Below are 16,273 nucleotides of genomic sequence, written 5' to 3' on the forward strand. Positions count from 1 at the left end.
TAAAAACGTGATTTACAGGTGAATCCGCCTCCTGCGGACCCGTAAAAAGTTAACGCCGCCGGACGCGTCGAAATCGGGGGGTGACATCCGGCTGCTTTCCGGCTGTCGCCCGGCTGCCGGGGAAAACGCCCCTGCGGGGGGCCTGAAAAGGTTAACGCGGCGTGCGCCGGGTCGGGAAACCGGCGGTGTTCAGGCGTGATCCGGGCTCATCCGGGTCATGGCATAGGCGATGAACGGATCGAAACTGTCGGGGTTGGCCATCGAGTCGCGGTTCACCACCTTTTCCGGGTCGCCGCCCAGCAGGAGTTTCTTCACCGGCACTTCGAGCTTCTTGCCCGAGAGCGTGCGCGGCACCTCGGCAATTTCGACGATGTCGTCGGGCAGGAAGCGCGCCGAGACCTGCGCGCGGATCGCGCTTCGGATGCGGTCGCGCATCGCGTCGTCGAGTGCGTGGCCCTCTTTCATCACCACGAAAAGCGGCATGAAGCTTTCGCGGCCGAGGAATTCGAGATCGACAACGAGGCTGTCCATCACCTCGTCGAGCCCCTCGACCGCGCGGTAGATCTCGCTCGATCCGAGGCGCAGCCCGCGCCGGTTGATCGTCGCATCCGACCGGCCATAGATGATCGACCCGCCCTCGGGTGTGAACATGATCCAGTCGCCATGCCGCCAGATGCCGGGATAGGTGTCGAAATAGCTCTCGTGGAGGCGGCTTCCGTCGTCGTCGCCCCAGAACATGAGCGGCATCGAGGGCAGGGGTTCGGTGCAAACGAGTTCGCCCACCTCGCCGATCACCTCGCGGCCCTCTTCGTCGAAGGCGCGCACCGCGTTGCCGAGCGCGCGGCACTGCATTTCACCGGCGCGCACCGGCATCATCGGGTTGCCCAGAACGAACGCCCCGGCAAGGTCGGTGCCGCCCGAGATCGGCGCCAGCCAGACATCGGGTTTCACATGCGCATAGATCCAGTCATAGCCTTCCTGGCTGAGCGGGGAGCCGGTCGAGCCGAGCGAGCGCAGGGCCGAGAGGTCAAGCTCGGTTCCCGGGCGTATGCCGGCCTTGCGGCACCCATCGAAGAACGCGGCCCCCGCACCGAAATAGGTGAGCCCTTCGCGCGCCACCATGCGCCAGACTTCGAGCATGTCGGGATGATTGGGTGCGCCGTCAAAGAGCGCCACCGTGGCCCCCTGACCGAGCGCCGCCCATTGTGCGTTCCACATGATCCAGCCCGAGGAGGTCAGCCAGCAGAACCGGTCGTCGGGGCCCAGATCCTGGTGCAGGGATTGCTTGGTGCCTTCCAGCAGCACCCCGCCATGGCCATGCACGATGGGTTTGGGATTGCCGGTCGTGCCCGAGGAATAGACGATCCAGAGCGGATGCGAGAACGGCACCATGTCGATTTGCGGCGCGGCCTCATGGGTGGTGAAATCGGCCCATGTCGTCCAGCCGTCCTGGGCCGGGCCGAGGGTGGGCACCATCACCTTTTGCCGTAGGCCGGGCAGGTCGGTGGCGATCCCGTCGAGCAATTCGCGGCGGTCGATTGTCTTGCCCGCATGGACATAGCCATCCTGCGCGATGAGCAGTTTCGGGTCGATCTGGCGGAACCGGTCGAGGATCGCGACATGGCCCATGTCGGGCGCGCAGAGCGACCAGATCGCCCCCATCCCGGCCACGGCCAAAAACGAGATCAGCGCCTCGGGGCTGTTGGGCAGGACGGCGACGACGCGGTCGCCGCGTTTCACGCCGGCGGCGCGCAGCCCGGCCTGTGTGGCGCCGACGCGGGCCTTCAATTCGCCCCAGCTCAGCTCCTGTCGGCCGAAGGTTTCGGATTGCAGGATGATCGCCGTGTCATCGGGGCGGATCTCGGCGGGTTTGAGCATCTGGGCGGCGAAATTCGTGACCGCCCCGGGGAACCAGTCGGCGCCGGGCATCTTGCGTTCGGGCAAGACCTCGGACCAGCCCGAGATCGGCAGGTCGCAGAAGGCGATGATGGAGGTCCAGAAATCCTCGATCTCGCGGACCGACCAGTCCCAGAGCGCGTTGTAGTCGGGGAAGGTCAGGCCGCGCTCGGCTTCGAGCCAGCGCATGTATTGCGCGATGCGCGCATTCTCGATGCGGTTCGCGCCCGGTGTCCAGAGAATCGGGTTCTCGTCTGCCATGTTTCTTGTCCTCCCGCTTTGGGGTCAGTTTCCATGTGGCGGGGGGTAAGGCAAGGGCGATGACGGAACGTCATGATCGTTGGTGGATCAGAGGGCGGATTGTGCTTGATCGGATATGCCCCGCCCGGGATAGCGGCGCAGCCGCCCGGGCAGCACATGGCCGCGGCCCTGTGCTGCCCTATCGTCTGGCAATCACCTACCGAAAGAGCTGTCCCCGGGCGCGGATGATGGCGTGCAGCACCGTGGCGAGATAGGCGAGCGCGAGGATCACGAGGATATACCACGGGCGTGTCAGGCTCAGCCCGATCACGGTGACGGTGGCAAAGAGGATCACCGCGACCAGTCGGCGCGGCACCTTGACCGTCTTGGGCGACAGGGTCTTGAGCTTGGAAATCATCAGCACGCCGACCAGCGCCAGCCAGATCGCGACCAGTGTCGGCGCGTCCCCCGGCGCGCTCAGGCCCGCTTGGGTGAGAAAGACCGGCAAGAGCCCGAGGAAGGCCCCGGCGGGGGCGGGCACGCCGATGAAATGGCGCTTGGCCTCTTTCGTGGTGTCGGCGGCGCCCGACAGCACGTTGAACCGCGCCAGCCGCAGGCAGGTGGCGGCAGCAAAGAGCAGGGCAAAGGTCCAGCCCATGCCACCGGTCGCGGCGAGGTGGACCTGGTAGATCAGGATGGCCGGGGCCACGCCGAAGCACAGGAAATCGGACAGCGAGTCGAGCTGTGCCCCCATCGCGGATTCGGCTCCCATACGCCGCGCCAGCAACCCGTCGAGCCCGTCGGCCAGACCCGCCAGCAGGATCAGGAACACCGCCGCGGAAAACCGCCCCTCGATGGCAAAGCGGATCGCGGTGAGACCAAAGCTCATCCCGATGAGCGTGACCATGTTGGGCATGAGCAGCAGCAGCGAGACGGGTTGGTGTTCGGCCTGATGGTCGCCCTGATGGTCGCCCTGAGGTTCGCCCGGTGTGCGATCGTCGGGGTCGATCATGGTTCAGCCTTCGCCCTGTGTGCCGGTGAGATCGGCGATCGCGGTTTCGCCCGCGACCATGGTCTGGCCGATGCGCACCAGGGGGTGCGCACCTGCGGGCAGGTAGATGTCGAGCCGCGAGCCGAAGCGGATGAGGCCGAAACGCTCGCCCCGGGCCATCTCGTGGCCTTCCTCGGCCCAGCAGAGGATGCGGCGGGCGACGAGCCCGGCGATCTGCACCACGCCATAGCGCGTGCCGTCGGGCAGGGCGACGGTGAGGCCGTTGCGTTCGTTGTCGGCCGATGCCTTGTCGAGCGAGGCGTTGAGGAATTTGCCGGGGCGATAGGCGACGCGCTCGATCCGGCCGGCGGCGGGCAGGCGGTTCACGTGGCAGTTGAACACCGACATGAAGACCGAGATCCGCGTCATTTCGGCCTCGCCAAGGCCCAGTTCGGCGGGCGGCACGGCGGGTTCGAGCAGCGAGACCACCCCGTCGGCGGGCGAGACCATGAGGCCGGGGCGGGTCGGTGTGACTCGGGGCGGGTCGCGAAAGAAATAGTAGACCCAGACGGTCAGGCCGAGCCCGAGCCAGCCGAGCGGCGACCAGATCCAGAACAGGACCAGCGTCACCGCGCCCGCGATGGCGACGAAACGGCGGCCTTCGGGGTGCATGGGTTTGACGAAGGTGGACAGCATCGAGACAGACATGGCAGGCCCTCATTTCCGATCCGCCCCGTCATAGTGAACGGGGCGGCATATGCAATCCAAACCTGTCATGGCGGCACCCCGCCGCGCGGCACCGCCGGTCAGGGCGGTGCCTTGTCGGTGTCGCTCAGTCGAGGACGGCGGCAACTGCCTTTGCGGTCTTGGCGACCACCTCGTCGGCCTCGTCGCGGGTGAGGCAGAAGGGCGGGGCAAAGCCGAGGATGTCACCCTGCGGCATGGCGCGTCCGATCACGCCTTCTTCGAGAAGAGCGGCCGCGATCCGGGGGCCGACCTTGTCGGACGGATCGAAGAACTCGCGCGTGTCGCGATCCTTGACGAATTCGAGGGCGCAGAGCATGCCCTCGCCCCGGATGTCGCCGACATGGGCATGCGCGCCAAGCGCATCCGCCATGGCGGCATTGAGGTAGGCACCGGTTTCGCCCGCGTTCTTCACGAGCTTCAATTCGTCGATCAGCTTGAGGTTGGCCACGCCGGCGGCGGCACCGATCGGGTGGGCGGAATAGGTCCAGCCATGGCCGATGGGGCCGAGCATGTCGGTGCCCTCTTCGAGCACCTTCCAGACGTCCTTGGACACGATCGACCCCGAGAGCGGCGCATAGGCCGAGGTCAGGCCCTTGGCGATGGTGATGATGTCGGGTTCCATCCCGTAATGGGTCGAGCCGAACATCGTGCCAAGGCGGCCAAAGCCGGTCACGACCTCGTCGGCAATGAGCAGGATATCGTGCTTTTTCAGTATCTTCTGGATCGCCTCCCAATACCCGGCGGGCGGGGGAACAAGCCCGCCCGTGCCCAGCACCGGCTCGCCGATGAAGGCGGCGATGGTGTCGGCGCCCTCGCGTTCGATCAGGGCTTCGAGTTCGGCGGCGCAATGGGCGGTGAAATCGGCCTCGCTCATCGAGAGGTCGTCACGGCGGTAATAATAGGGCGCGTCGGTGTGGATCACCTGTGCGAGCGGCAGGTCGAATTTCTTGTGAAACAGCTCAAGCCCGGTCAGTGAGCCGGTGACCAGCCCCGAGCCGTGATAGCCGCGCCAGCGCGAGATGATCTTTTTCTTTTCGGGGCGGTCGAGGACGTTGTTGTAATACCAGATGAGCTTGACGTTGGTTTCATTGGCGTCCGAGCCGCCAAGCCCGAAATAGACCTTGGACATGTTGGCGGGTGCGCGGTCGAGGATCATTTTCGAAAGGGTGATCGCCGCCTCGGTGCCATGGCCGACATAGGCGTGGTAATAGGCCAGTTCGCGCGCCTGATCGGCGATTGCCTCGGCGATTTCGGGGCGGCCATAGCCCACGTTGACGCAATAGAGCCCGGCAAAGGCATCGAGCAGGCGATTGCCCTCGCGGTCGGTGATGTGGCAGCCCGAGCCGCCGGTGATCACCCGTTGCGGCGCGTTCCCGCGGGCAAATTCGGCCAGATGGGTCGAGGGGTGAAAGAAATTGTCGCGGTCCCATTGTTCGAGTTGGTCGTTCTTCAGCATTGTCCTGGTCCTTGTCGTTGAGATGTCGCCCCGAATTTTCGGCGAAAATTCGAATGGCGCGGGGGTTGATGTCATGCCCAATCGCGGCAGACGTATTTGATTTCCATGAATTCTTCCATGCCGCGGCGGGCCCCTTCGCGGCCCATGCCCGACTGCTTGGTGCCGCCAAACGGGATCGGGGCGCCGGTGACCTTGGTGCGGTTGACCGCGACCATGCCGAATTGCAATGCCCGGCTCACCCGGTAGATGCGGCGCGGGTCGAGCGAATGGACATAGGCGACCAGCCCGAATTCGCTGTCATTGGCGCGGGCGATCACCTCTTCCTCGGATTCGAAAGGCGTGATCGGGGCCACCGGGCCGAAGGTTTCCTCGCGCATGATCAATGCGCTGTCGGGCACGTCGGTGAGGACAGTCGGTTCATAGAACAGCGGACCGAGCGCGTGGCGTTTGCCGCCGCAGGCCAGTTTCGCGCCCTTGGCCACGGCGTCGGCGACGTGCTCTTCCTGCTTGGCCACGGCCTTTTCGTTCATCAGCGGGCCGATATCGGGGTCGTCCATGCCGGTGCCGATGCTGAGCGCCTTGGTGGCCTCGATGAAGCGGCGGCAGAATTCGTCATAGACCGGGCGTTCGACATAGATGCGGTTGGCGCCAAGGCAATCCTGCCCGGAGGTGGCGAATTTGGCCATGATGGTTTCGGTCACGGCCTCGTCGAGATCGGCGCCCTTGAAGACGATCACCGGGGCGTGGCCGCCGAGTTCGAGCACCAGTTTCTTGACCGTCTCGGCGGAGGCGCGGTAGAGTAGGCGGCCCACCTCGGTCGAGCCGGTGAACGACAGCGCCCGCACGCGCGCATCGGCGGTCCAGGGGGTCACGATGTCGGAGGCTTTGCCGGTCACCACGTTGAAGACGCCCGCCGGAAGGCCCGCGCGTTCGGCCAGTTCGGCCAGCGCCAGCGCGGAATAGGGGGTTTCGGACGAGGGATGCGCCACCACGGTGCAGCCCGCCGCCAGCGCCGCCGCGGCCTTGCGGGTGAGCATGGCGGCGGGGAAGTTCCAGGGCGTCACGAGGGCCACCACGCCCACCGGTTCGAGCCACAGTTCGACCTCGGCATCGTGCAGGTGGCTGGTGACGCCCTCGATATTTGGGCGCTTGGCCTCTTCGGCATAAAACTCAACGAAACTCGCGGCATAGTCGATCTCGCCGCGTGCTTCGGAGAGGGGTTTGCCCTGTTCCAGAACCATGATCCGGGCGAGGTCTTCGCGGTTCTCGATCATCAGGTCGAACCAACGGCGGAGCATGGTCGAGCGTTCCTGTGGCAGGAGCGCGGACCAGGTCGAAAAGGCGGTCTGGGCCACGTCGACCGCGCGGGCGGATTCGTCGGTGGACAGGCAGGCGATGTCGCCCAGTGCGCTGCCGTCGGCGGGGTTGGTGACGCCGAGCGTGGTGCCGTCCTGCGCGGCGGTCCATTTGCCGCCGATATAGGAGAACGCCCGCACCAGGCGTTTATCGGTGATGTCGGGGTGCAGAGAGATCGCTGTGGTTTCCATGACATGGCCTCCTTTGGGGGACATGTTGGACCAAGACGTGGGGGGATCGGGTCTGAATTCGGGCGTCCGAACAGACGATCCAACTGTTGGAAGGGGCCTGGGCAGGCGATCCGTCTGGCGGATTTTCCTGAATGATTTCAACCCAGAAGCAGGTCGAAGGGGGGTGGGGTGGGGCCTTTGACGGGTTTGGTGACGATGTAGCTATAGTAGCGGGCGAGGCCGATGCGGCGTTCGAGCAACTCGTCGATCAGGCGCTGGTAGCTGTCGATGTCGCGGGTGACGATCTGCAGGAGGTAGTCGTAACCGCCGCCGAGCGCCCAGCAGCCGGTGACTTCGTCCTGGCGCTGAACCGCGTCCTCGAAGATGCGAAAGGTGGCCGCCGTGTGGTCGGCCAGTTCGGCGGCGACGAAGACGGTGACATGGGCGGCCAGTTTCTTGAGCGCGATTTCGGCCCTGTAACCCGTTATGAAACCAGCCTTTTCCAGCTTCTTCAACCGCTCCCAGCAGGGCGTTGGCGACAGGCCCACGCGATCGGCGAGCGCCGCCTTGGTCATGCGGCCATCGGTCGAGAGGGTCTTGAGGATGGCAAGGTCGCGTTGGTCAAGGGGCGTCATGCGGGGGTGGAGTCCATCGTTGTGGTGATCGGTTGGGCGAAGGTACTGCGCGGGCGTGCCGGGGTAAACCGTGTTGCGGCCGTGAGGCACCGTTCGGAGGGGTTAACGGCCGTGGGCCTGCACGAAACCGGGGGGTGAATCCCGGCTGTTGCCCGGCTGTCGGGCGTGCACCGCCGCAACGCGGCGAAAATGGCGCCGAAAAGGGTTAACGATGCGCGCGCCGGGCGCGGGGTGCGACACGCAATCGGCGCCGGAGGTTTCCCCCCGGCGCCGGTCTGTGTTTCGCGGTCGTGGCCGCTTTGCGTCAGCCGAAGTCGCGCATGTCGCCCACGAGGATGCCGGTCATCGAGATGTCGTTCTCGAACCCGGGCAGGGCGGCCATGGCGGCAGCTTCGACATCGACATTATCGGCACTAAAGCCGCTGGTGTCGGATTCAGAGTTCACGAAGACCCAGCGCGGGGCGTGGTCGGCTTCGAGCCCGACGGCGAGGCGCAGCATGTCGAGCGCGTCGCCTGCCGTGACGTCGCCGTCGCCGTTGAAATCGGCGGCGATGAAATCCTCTCCGCCCGCCGGTCCCCAGCTCGGGTTGAGGCCCACCGCGAGGCGCAGCGCTTCGAGCGCGCCGGGGGCGGACGGGGCGCCGTGGTCGGTCGCGTCATAGGGCAGCTCGGGCATGACGGTGCCCTCGGCCGTGCCAAGGGCCATGAAGGTGAAGCTGCCCGGCGTGCCACCGGCGGCGCCGCTGGCTTCGGTATCGCCGGGGCCGCGGAAGGTCGCGCCTTCCACGTCGAGCGGGTTGCCATCGCGGTCATTGACCTGCAGCGCCATGTTGGGTGGCGTGCCGATGCGCACGTCCTCACCGGCATTGGAGATCAGCAGGTCGAGACCCGTCACGTCGCCCTCGAAGGTCAGCGAGAAATCCTGTGTGCCGTCGCCGGTGGTGTCGAAGCTCAGCAACGTGTTGGCCCCGTCGAACTCGAGGGTCGGGTCGTCCTGCATCCGGGTGAAGCGCACGAGAACCCGGTCTTCGGCACTCATATCGGTGATGGTATCGCCATCGAGCGAATTGGCAGGGCCGGTGATGACGTCGGCGCCCGCGCCGGTGGTGATGACGTCGATGCCTGCGCCGGGGCTGAACAGGTCATCGCCCGCGCCGCCGTCAAGCGTGTCGGCACCGGTGCCGCCGAAGATGGCGTCATTGTCATCCCCGCCAAGGATCGAGTCGTTGCCCGCGCCGCCGTCGAGCGTGTCGTTGCCGCCCAGGCCCTCGATCGTGTCGTTGCCGCCGAGGCCGAGGATCACGTCATCCTCTTCGGTGCCGACGAGGGAGTCGGCACCCGAGGTGCCGGTTTCGGTCACGTCGCCCGCGATCGCGGCGCGGCCTGCGCGCACGGCGTCGGCCACGTCGGAACTGTCGCCCGATGTTGCGACGACGACACCTTCGCTGCCCATGTCGGCGAGGGCCTCTTCGTATTCGGAAGCGGTAAACGAGCTGGATGTGCCGATGATCGGCACGGCGCCGAAGTCACGCAAGGCATCGCCCACCGCCCCGAGCAAGAGGTCGTCGGTCGGGACCGGTTCGTCGTTGCCGGTGTCATGGCCGGGATCATCGGGATCGCGCGGGTCGGGTTCGATCTCGAGCCCGGCGGTGTCGCCTTCGCCCGACGACGTCATGCCGTCGTCATCCGTGCTTTCCGTGCTGGACAGCGCGCTGCCGCCTTCGACGTCGATATCCTCGCCGTCGAGGAAGGCCTGGATGGTGCTTTCGTCGAGGCCGTAATCGGATGCATCATGCGCCGATGCGTCGGTGGCCAGGTAGATCATCCGCGAGGCATCCTCGCGCAGGTTCAGCCCGTCACCGCGCGCCGCACGGTAGAGGCCGACCCATTGCGCCTCGGGGAAGTCGCCGCCGCTTTTGGTGGAGAGCCCGTCAAGCGTGGTCTCGAAGGCCGTGACATCGGAGGTCGATTCCAGGTGCGCCTGGTAGAGGTAGTCACCCGGAGATCCCCACGGGCTTTCGGGTTTGTCGATGAAGGAGGCGATGGAGAACTGCACGTCGGGGTTCTCGTCGCGCAGGTCGGCGGCGATCTGCTTGGCCGCGGTCACGAAATTGGGCAAATCGTCAAAGAACGAGCCCGAGAGGTCCACCAGGAAGATGAAATCGAGCGGCGGGCATTCGGGGTCTTCTTCGCCCAGAAGTTCGATCGTGGCATCGGAGAATTTCGCCTCTTCGACCCCGACAAGGGTGTTGACGCCCTCGCTGCCAGAGCCGTCGAGATGCGAGATCGTCACCACGCCGTCATCGTCGCGGTCGATCGTGTAGGCCGAGCAGGGGCCGGAGAAATAGGCCACGTCGTGACCCGCGCCGCCGTCGAGCATGTCGTCGCCCGCGCCGCCGATCAGCTCGTCATCGCCTGCGCCGCCTTCGAGCGTGTCGTCGCCCGCGCCACCGGCGAGCATGTCGTCGCCGTCATTGCCGATCAATTCGTTGTCGGCGCCGTTGCCGATCAGCATGTCATTGCCCGAGCCGCCGGTGGCGTTCTCGATCACCACGCCGTTGGCGATGGTGTAACCGCCAAGCTGGGTGCCGGTGCCGCCGTCGGAGATCGTCGAGACATAGCCGCCCGCGTGATAGTTGGGATCGATAAGTTCGTTGCGCGGTTGGCTGGTGGCGCCGTCGCCGTGGTCGTCCTTCATTTCGCCGTAGGCGTCGGTCTTGCGGATCATCTCGAGGATGGCCGCGTCGGCGCTGCGCGCCTCTTGCACGAGCGAGGCGTCTTGCAGGTTGATATAGGCGTTGTTGGCGCCGGAATAGTCGATCTCGTCGGTGCCGCCGGTATCCCAGATCGTGTAGAAGGCGCGACCGATGGAGATCGAGCCGTCGGAGCCGTCGAGATCGCGCGCGGTGCTGCCCTGATCGGTCAGGGTATAGACGGTGTTGCCGGTATGGGCCGCGGGCGCGCCATGCACCGCCTGAAGCGCGGCGATATCGAGCGCGGCCAGCGTGACGCTGTTGCCGAAGTTGGAGAAGACCTGCGTGTCGATGCCGCCGATTTCATAGGACATCACCGTGTAGCGGGCGTTGTCGGCCTTGTTGTCGGCGGATGTGGCGGCGCTGTTCGCCCAAGCGGTGGTGCCGGAATCGGAGTTGTGCGGGTGGCTCAGCCCCAGCCCGTGACCGAGCTCGTGCAGGATCACGAAATCGGCAAAGCTGCCGGCGCCGGTCTCGGCCGCCTGGTCGTAGGTGGCGTTGCCCATCCGGTTGGTCAGGAACGACTGGTAATCGTCGGTCTCGTCGGGTTTGAGCATGGTGCCCGGCCCGTTCATCCAGGCCACGACGCCCGCGGTGCTGGGATAGCCGCCGGAGAAGATGATGTCGCCGGTATCGACCGACGTGTCCTCGGTAAAGCTGAGGCCGGTCGCGAGCGAGATGTGGTAGAGCGCGTTCTCGATCGCGTCGTCCCAGGCCGGGGCCGTCGTCTGATTGATCGGCTCGTGCGGGTTGTCGGCGGCGGGCGCAACGCCATACTTGTCTTCGTAGATGTCGTCGATCCGGTCGGAATCACCGGCCTCGGCGATCCAGTAGGTCAGGCTCGAACTGTCCCACTGGTTGGTGCGCTGAAGGCCCGCCAGCAATGTGTTGGAGTTTGCAGCTACTGTTTTGGAACCAGCCATTGTGTCCCCCTCTCATAAATTTTCAAAAATTAACTGTCAGTCTGTGATGCACCCTCATCCAGTCGGCCGTGGTGTGTCAATTGTGTGTGGAGCAGATTTTGAGCCCAGTCGGCCACTTCGCCCGGCACCACCGGGCAGCGGTCCGCCTCGGTCTCCGGCTCGGCGGTGAACAATTGCCCGGCATGTTCCCCGGCCGCCGCCCCGAGGCGCCCGGCAAGGGCGGGGCGGGTCACCTGACCGTTTTCGGGAAGGCCGACCAGCACAAGGCTTTCGATCAGGCTGTCGCGGGGCATCCGGACCAGGTATTGAACCTGCGTCGGCAGGATGACGAAGGCATCGGGATCATCGGGGATATCGACGGGGCGCTGCAACCGCCAGCGCGCATCCGGCCCCTTGAAGCGGGCCGACTCGTCGCGCGCCTCGCCCGGTTCCATGCCCTGCATGGCCGTTTCGAAGTCGTCGCGGCTAAGGCGGGCGAAAAGAATAACGGCCTGCTTGCGCAGCTCCGCGTCTTCGTCAAAGCGGGCATCCGGTTCGAACACATGCACCCGCATCGGGCAGATCGGCTCTGCCTTGACGGGGATCGCGTTCTCCTGTGCCACAGCACCCATGACAGCCACCCCACACGCCATTGCCACAGCGATGGCTTGTGTCCAGATCAGTTTCATTCGGCCCCCCGGCACATAACGATCCGACCACGTGGTGGGCGGCGCGCCTAGAATATGTGCGATGTTCATACGCCGACAGATTGCGCCAGTGTGGCGCGCGCGCCCGATTCTGTCAACGAATCCTTTCATGTGCGGATCGCCGCCGGGTTAGCCTTGCGCTTTGATCTGGTTGACTTTTTCCTCGCCGCGGGGCCGATAGGCGCAGGGCCGGGGATGCCGGGGTTCGCAGACTCTCGCGATGTGATGGCGGGATGTGACACCGGCAATGTGTCCGACCCGCGCACAGCAGGTCTGCGCGGTTTGCGGTTTCAATTGTCCTCTGGCCATATTATCTAGGCGGCATAACAGCGCACAGGATGGATCATGACCCGCCCAGTCGTCGGAATTATTGGCAATCAACATTTGATCAACGACACCTACGAGGTGCACGCCGGTGGGTCGATGAATTCGGACGCGGTGGCGAACGTGTCGGACTGCCTGCCGTTGCTCATTCCGGCGGACCCGCGGTTCGTCAGTGTCGATGAGTTGATGGAGGTGTGCGACGGGTTCCTGCTGACCGGCGGGCGCCCGAATGTCCATCCCGAGGAATATGGCGAGGCGCCGACCCCGGCGCATGGCGATTTCGACCGTGGCCGCGATGCGATCACCCTGCCGCTCGTGCGCAAATGCGCCGAGCGGGGGCAGCCGTTTTTCGGGGTCTGTCGCGGGTTCCAGGAAGTGGCGGTGGCGTTTGGCTCGACCCTGCATCCCGAGATTCGCGATCTGCCGGGGCGCGACAATCACCGGATGCCGCCCGATGGCACGCTGGAAGAGAAATTCGCCCTGCGCCACACGGTGACCTTCAGCGATGGTGGCGTGTTCCACCGTCTTCTGGGGGCGCGCGAGGTGATGACCAACACGCTGCACGGGCAGGGCGTCTGCTGCGCGGGCGAGCGGGTGGTGATCGACGGATACGCGCCCGACGGCACGCCCGAGGCGGCCTATATTCGCGATGCGCCGGGCTTTAGCCTGTCGGTGCAGTGGCACCCGGAATGGAACGCGGCCAACGACCCGGTGTCGCGACCGCTGTTCACGGCCTTTGGCGATGCGGTGCGGCGCTGGGCCGAAGAGCGCCGGGCGACGCCGATGTTGCGCTCTGCCTGACAAGGGGGGCGGGCGTATCATGGTCGGCCTCTTCGGGCGTATCGTTTCGCCCGAGCACCGCGTTGCGATGCGGAAAGCGGGCGAATTGCGCGATGATGTCCCGGTGTTGATGGGCAGAATCAAGCGCGTTCTCGTTTCCAAGTGATTCTGTCCAGCGCGGCGGTCTATGCTGCGCGGGTTCGAACTGCCCTCAAAGGTCTGGGGTGAGCCCGGATCGCCAGATGCGATGCCGCAAAAGGTGTGATCAGGCGCGAATGATTAAGTAGCGATCGCTCTCAGGACGTATTTTACCCATGCCTGCATGACCGGAATTCGATTTGCGCCGATCATGAAGGATCAAGGACGTTTAGCCAATGTTGTCCCAGGCCGAGACGCGCCCTAGGATTGGGAATGGTGAATCGGTGTTAGCGTCTTGAACACAACAACTCACAAGTTTTCCATAGCGCCGCTTCTGGCGGTGACTTTCGTGGGCACACTGGGCTTTTCCATTGTCACGCCTTTCCTTGTTGTTCTCGTCACGCAATGGGGCGGAAACGCGGTCGTCTATGGAATACTCGCGGCAACTTATTCTTTCTTCCAGCTATTTGGCGCGCCGATATTGGGCAAAATGTCTGATCGGATCGGGCGCAGGCGCGTACTGCTGTTGAGTCAGTTTGGGACATTGCTGTCCTGGGCAATCTTTCTCGTTGCCTTCGCATTACCCGATGCTGCGTTGCGCCATGTCACGAGTGGATGGCTTGGCGATTTCGTGCTGACGCTTCCCTTGCTCGTCTTGTTTGTCGCGCGGGCGGCTGACGGGCTTACCGGGGGCAATGTGTCGGTTTCGAATGCCTATCTGGCTGACATCACGACCGATGAGGATCGAACAAAGAACTTTGGTCAAATGGCCGTAGCCAGCAATCTTGGATTTGTGATTGGGCCAGCACTTGCAGGGTTGCTAGGCGCGACAATCCTGGGTGAAGTTTTGCCCGTGATCGCCGCGCTGGCCATTTCCGCTATAGCTCTGGGGCTCATTCAGTTCGGCCTGGTGGACGTGGCGCCGAAGCCGATTGCGGCAACCCTGGAAGAGCCGAGCGCGTGTGACCTCTATGGACAGGAAACGCAATCGGCCTACCAACTCGATTGTGCGAAGCCAAATGGTATGGGTGCAGTTTTAGCTCTCACGCACATGCCCGCGCTCATGGCTGTCAACTTCCTCGTCATGCTGGGGTTCAGCTTCTTCTACGTTGCCTTCCCTGTGCATGCGGTTGAAGGGCTGGAATGGGATGTAATCCAGATCGGCATTTTCTTCGCGGTCCTCAGCCTTGTGATGATCCTCGTGGAGGGGCCGGTTCTGGCGCGGGTTGGGAAAATCTCCGGCGACAGGGCGTTGATGAGCTTTGGCGCGCTGTGCCTCGCGTCGGGCTTTGTCGCCTTGCTTGTTCCCGAGACGGTCGCCGTTTATTTCGGCGCCGCGCTGATCGCGCTCGGAAATGGGCTGATGTGGCCGACCTTCATGGCGGTCCTGTCCAAGGCGGCAGGGGACCGGCTTCAGGGTGCGGTGCAGGGCTATGCGCAAAGCGCGGGGGCCGTGGCGAGTATCGCCGGTCTGATCGCGGGCGGGATCGGTTATGTCGCCCTGGGCCCTGGACTTTTCGTGTTCGCCGCAGGTGCAATTGCCGTGTCAGCGCTTTTGGTGCTGACCTACAGACCGCAGCCGGTCAGGGCTCCGCTGGGTGATTGATACGCCTCAGAACCCGGTGTGGGTTTTCAGGAATTCGGCCTCTTCGGGCGTATCGCTTCGCCCGAGCACCGCGTTGCGATGCGGAAAGCGGGCGAATTGCGCGATGATGTCCCGGTGCTGATGGGCAAAATCAAGCGCGTTCTCGTTTCCAAGGGATTCGTAGAGTTTCACCGACCGGTCCTGATCGGCAAGATCCTCGGAATGCATGAAGGGCAGGTAGAAAAACTGGCGTTCGGTTTCCGAAAGCGCCTGATCGTAGGCACGATCAAGCGCGGTGCGCGCATGGGCCAGCGCGATATCGTTGCTTTCGAATGACCGCCCCGATCCGCGAAAGAGGTTGCGCGGGAACTGGTCGAGCGCGATGACCAGCGCGAGCGCGTCGGGGGCGGTCCCCATCCAGTGATCGAGATCGCCGCGATGCGCCGCTTCGTAGGTGTCGGAAAAATCGCTTGCGATCCGGGCGTCGATCTCTTCGGAGCGGGCGAACCAGAAGGGCTGCACCGCGTCCGAGAACCAGAAGTCGCGAATATCCTGTGGGGTCTTCATCGAGGTTACCTTTCCGGCAATGGAATATATTCGTTCTTGTCGTCCGGTGGCAGGTCGAACGCGCCCTTGCCCCAGTTGGCGGCGCGCCATTCTTCCTTGGCCGCCTCGATCTTGTCCCGGCTCGACGATACGAAATTCCACCAGACATGGCGCGGGCCGTTCAGGGTGGCCCCGCCAAGCGCCATGAGCCGCGCGCCCTGTGGCCCGGCCTGAACCGAGATCCTGTCGCCGGGGCGGAACACCATCATGCGCCCGGTTTCAAAGGTTTCGCCCGCGATGCCGACGGCGCCTTGCGTGATATAGAGGCCGCGATCCTCGTGATCGTCGGGGAGCGGGAAGCGCGCGCCGGGTGCAAGCGTCACGTCGAGGTAGAAGGTTTCGGAAAACATGGTGACGGGGGCGGTCTTGCCATAGGCTGTCCCAAGGATCAGCCGGGCCTCGATCCCTTCGGCCTCGATCATGGGCAGGGCGTCTTGCCCGTGATGTTCAAAGAGCGGTGCGCGATCTTCGTCCTCTTCGGGAAGGGCCATCCATGTCTGGATTCCGAACAGGTCCTGTGGCGCCTTGCGCGAGTCCGGGGTGCTTCGTTCGGAGTGGGTCACCCCGCGACCGGCCACCATCCAGTTGACCGCGCCGGGGTGGATGACCTGATTGGTTCCAAGGCTGTCGCGGTGCTGAAAATGCCCCTGGTAGAGGTAGGTCACCGTGCCGAGGCCGATATGCGGATGCGGGCGCACGTCGATGCCCTGATCGGTCAGGAGCTCGGCCGGGCCCATCTGGTCGAAAAAGATGAAAGGGCCGACCATCTGCCGCTTGGGTGCGGGCAGGGCGCGGCGCACCTCGAACCCGCCGAGATCGCGGGCGCGGGGAATGATCAGGGTTTCAATGGAATCCACCCCGATCTCGTCGGGGCAGCCAGGGTCGAGAGCGGGGTTCCAACTCATGGCGGTCTCCTTTCGGGAACGAGGGTAGCCGGAAGATCGTGCGCTTGAAAAGCCATATGTGTTCGCTAGCATGGAACGCGGG

General features: G+C 64.6%; 13 protein-coding genes. 2 read left to right on the forward strand and 11 right to left on the reverse strand.

Annotated elements, in window-relative coordinates; genetic code table 11:
• Nucleotides 1-189: 189 nt before the first annotated feature.
• The 8 genes from FLO80_RS11685 to FLO80_RS11720 form a co-directional block, all read right to left on the reverse strand.
• The gene (locus FLO80_RS11685; protein ID WP_111366609.1) at nt 190-2,157 is read right to left on the reverse strand and encodes an acetoacetate--CoA ligase; all 1,968 of its coding nucleotides are present in this window, start codon (nt 2,155-2,157) and stop codon (nt 190-192) included.
• A gap of 196 nt (nt 2,158-2,353) precedes the next feature.
• Nucleotides 2,354-3,148, reverse strand: coding sequence for a CDP-diacylglycerol--serine O-phosphatidyltransferase (gene pssA, locus FLO80_RS11690; RefSeq protein WP_111366611.1), 795 nt, complete (start codon nt 3,146-3,148; stop codon nt 2,354-2,356).
• 3 nt (nt 3,149-3,151) lie between these two features.
• Nucleotides 3,152-3,835, reverse strand: coding sequence for a phosphatidylserine decarboxylase (locus FLO80_RS11695; RefSeq protein WP_111366613.1), 684 nt, complete (start codon nt 3,833-3,835; stop codon nt 3,152-3,154).
• 124 nt (nt 3,836-3,959) lie between these two features.
• Nucleotides 3,960-5,330 carry an aspartate aminotransferase family protein gene (locus FLO80_RS11700; RefSeq protein ID WP_111366615.1) on the reverse strand — a complete coding sequence of 457 codons (1,371 nt, stop codon included), beginning with the start codon at nt 5,328-5,330 and terminating at the stop codon, nt 3,960-3,962.
• A 71-nt stretch (nt 5,331-5,401) separates the two neighbouring features.
• The gene (locus tag FLO80_RS11705) at nt 5,402-6,877 is read right to left on the reverse strand and encodes an NAD-dependent succinate-semialdehyde dehydrogenase (RefSeq protein ID WP_111366617.1); all 1,476 of its coding nucleotides are present in this window, start codon (nt 6,875-6,877) and stop codon (nt 5,402-5,404) included.
• 137 nt (nt 6,878-7,014) lie between these two features.
• Nucleotides 7,015-7,491, reverse strand: a complete 477-nt coding sequence (locus FLO80_RS11710; protein ID WP_111366619.1) for an Lrp/AsnC family transcriptional regulator — start codon at nt 7,489-7,491, stop codon at nt 7,015-7,017.
• Nucleotides 7,492-7,795: 304 nt separating this feature from the next.
• Nucleotides 7,796-11,167, reverse strand: coding sequence for a M10 family metallopeptidase C-terminal domain-containing protein (locus FLO80_RS11715; protein WP_111366621.1), 3,372 nt, complete (start codon nt 11,165-11,167; stop codon nt 7,796-7,798).
• 29 nt (nt 11,168-11,196) lie between these two features.
• Nucleotides 11,197-11,835: a hypothetical protein gene (locus FLO80_RS11720; RefSeq protein WP_146611043.1), complete on the reverse strand. Its 639-nt coding sequence runs from the start codon at nt 11,833-11,835 to the stop codon at nt 11,197-11,199.
• 363 nt (nt 11,836-12,198) lie between these two features.
• On the opposite strand from FLO80_RS11720, the gene FLO80_RS11725 reads away from it, so the two are divergent.
• The gene (locus FLO80_RS11725; RefSeq protein WP_111366627.1) at nt 12,199-12,978 is read left to right on the forward strand and encodes a gamma-glutamyl-gamma-aminobutyrate hydrolase family protein; all 780 of its coding nucleotides are present in this window, start codon (nt 12,199-12,201) and stop codon (nt 12,976-12,978) included.
• On the opposite strand, the gene FLO80_RS23475 is transcribed toward FLO80_RS11725, so the two are convergent.
• Complete coding sequence (locus tag FLO80_RS23475; protein ID WP_342781731.1) at nt 12,905-13,075, reverse strand: DUF924 family protein; 171 nt, start codon at nt 13,073-13,075, stop codon at nt 12,905-12,907. The two genes, FLO80_RS11725 and FLO80_RS23475, sit on opposite strands and share 74 nt — an antisense overlap.
• A gap of 315 nt (nt 13,076-13,390) precedes the next feature.
• Between FLO80_RS23475 and FLO80_RS11735 the strand changes: the two genes are divergently transcribed.
• The gene (locus tag FLO80_RS11735) at nt 13,391-14,701 is read left to right on the forward strand and encodes an MFS transporter (RefSeq protein WP_188078281.1); all 1,311 of its coding nucleotides are present in this window, start codon (nt 13,391-13,393) and stop codon (nt 14,699-14,701) included.
• 6 nt (nt 14,702-14,707) lie between these two features.
• Here the strand turns inward: FLO80_RS11735 and FLO80_RS11740 are convergent, their stop codons facing one another.
• The gene (locus FLO80_RS11740) at nt 14,708-15,247 is read right to left on the reverse strand and encodes a DUF924 family protein (protein WP_111366631.1); all 540 of its coding nucleotides are present in this window, start codon (nt 15,245-15,247) and stop codon (nt 14,708-14,710) included.
• Nucleotides 15,248-15,252: 5 nt separating this feature from the next.
• Complete coding sequence (locus tag FLO80_RS11745) at nt 15,253-16,191, reverse strand: pirin family protein (RefSeq protein WP_111366633.1); 939 nt, start codon at nt 16,189-16,191, stop codon at nt 15,253-15,255.
• Nucleotides 16,192-16,273: the final 82 nt, after the last annotated feature.

The organism is Aquicoccus porphyridii (assembly GCF_008369105.1).
GTDB lineage: Bacteria > Pseudomonadota > Alphaproteobacteria > Rhodobacterales > Rhodobacteraceae > Aquicoccus > Aquicoccus porphyridii.

Excerpts from the sequence above, each read along its gene's own strand:
- FLO80_RS11745 (WP_111366633.1), bottom strand. The coding sequence starts at position 16,191 with ATGAGTTGGAACCCCGCTCTCGACCCTGGCTGCCCCGACGAGATCGGG.
- FLO80_RS11710 (WP_111366619.1), bottom strand. The coding sequence starts at position 7,491 with ATGACGCCCCTTGACCAACGCGACCTTGCCATCCTCAAGACCCTCTCG.
- FLO80_RS11715 (WP_111366621.1), bottom strand. The coding sequence starts at position 11,167 with ATGGCTGGTTCCAAAACAGTAGCTGCAAACTCCAACACATTGCTGGCG.
- FLO80_RS11725 (WP_111366627.1), top strand. The coding sequence starts at position 12,199 with ATGACCCGCCCAGTCGTCGGAATTATTGGCAATCAACATTTGATCAAC.
- FLO80_RS11700 (WP_111366615.1), bottom strand. The coding sequence starts at position 5,330 with ATGCTGAAGAACGACCAACTCGAACAATGGGACCGCGACAATTTCTTT.
- FLO80_RS11695 (WP_111366613.1), bottom strand. The coding sequence starts at position 3,835 with ATGTCTGTCTCGATGCTGTCCACCTTCGTCAAACCCATGCACCCCGAA.
- pssA (WP_111366611.1), bottom strand. The coding sequence starts at position 3,148 with ATGATCGACCCCGACGATCGCACACCGGGCGAACCTCAGGGCGACCAT.
- FLO80_RS11685 (WP_111366609.1), bottom strand. The coding sequence starts at position 2,157 with ATGGCAGACGAGAACCCGATTCTCTGGACACCGGGCGCGAACCGCATC.
- FLO80_RS11740 (WP_111366631.1), bottom strand. The coding sequence starts at position 15,247 with ATGAAGACCCCACAGGATATTCGCGACTTCTGGTTCTCGGACGCGGTG.
- FLO80_RS11720 (WP_146611043.1), bottom strand. The coding sequence starts at position 11,835 with ATGAAACTGATCTGGACACAAGCCATCGCTGTGGCAATGGCGTGTGGG.
- FLO80_RS11705 (WP_111366617.1), bottom strand. The coding sequence starts at position 6,877 with ATGGAAACCACAGCGATCTCTCTGCACCCCGACATCACCGATAAACGC.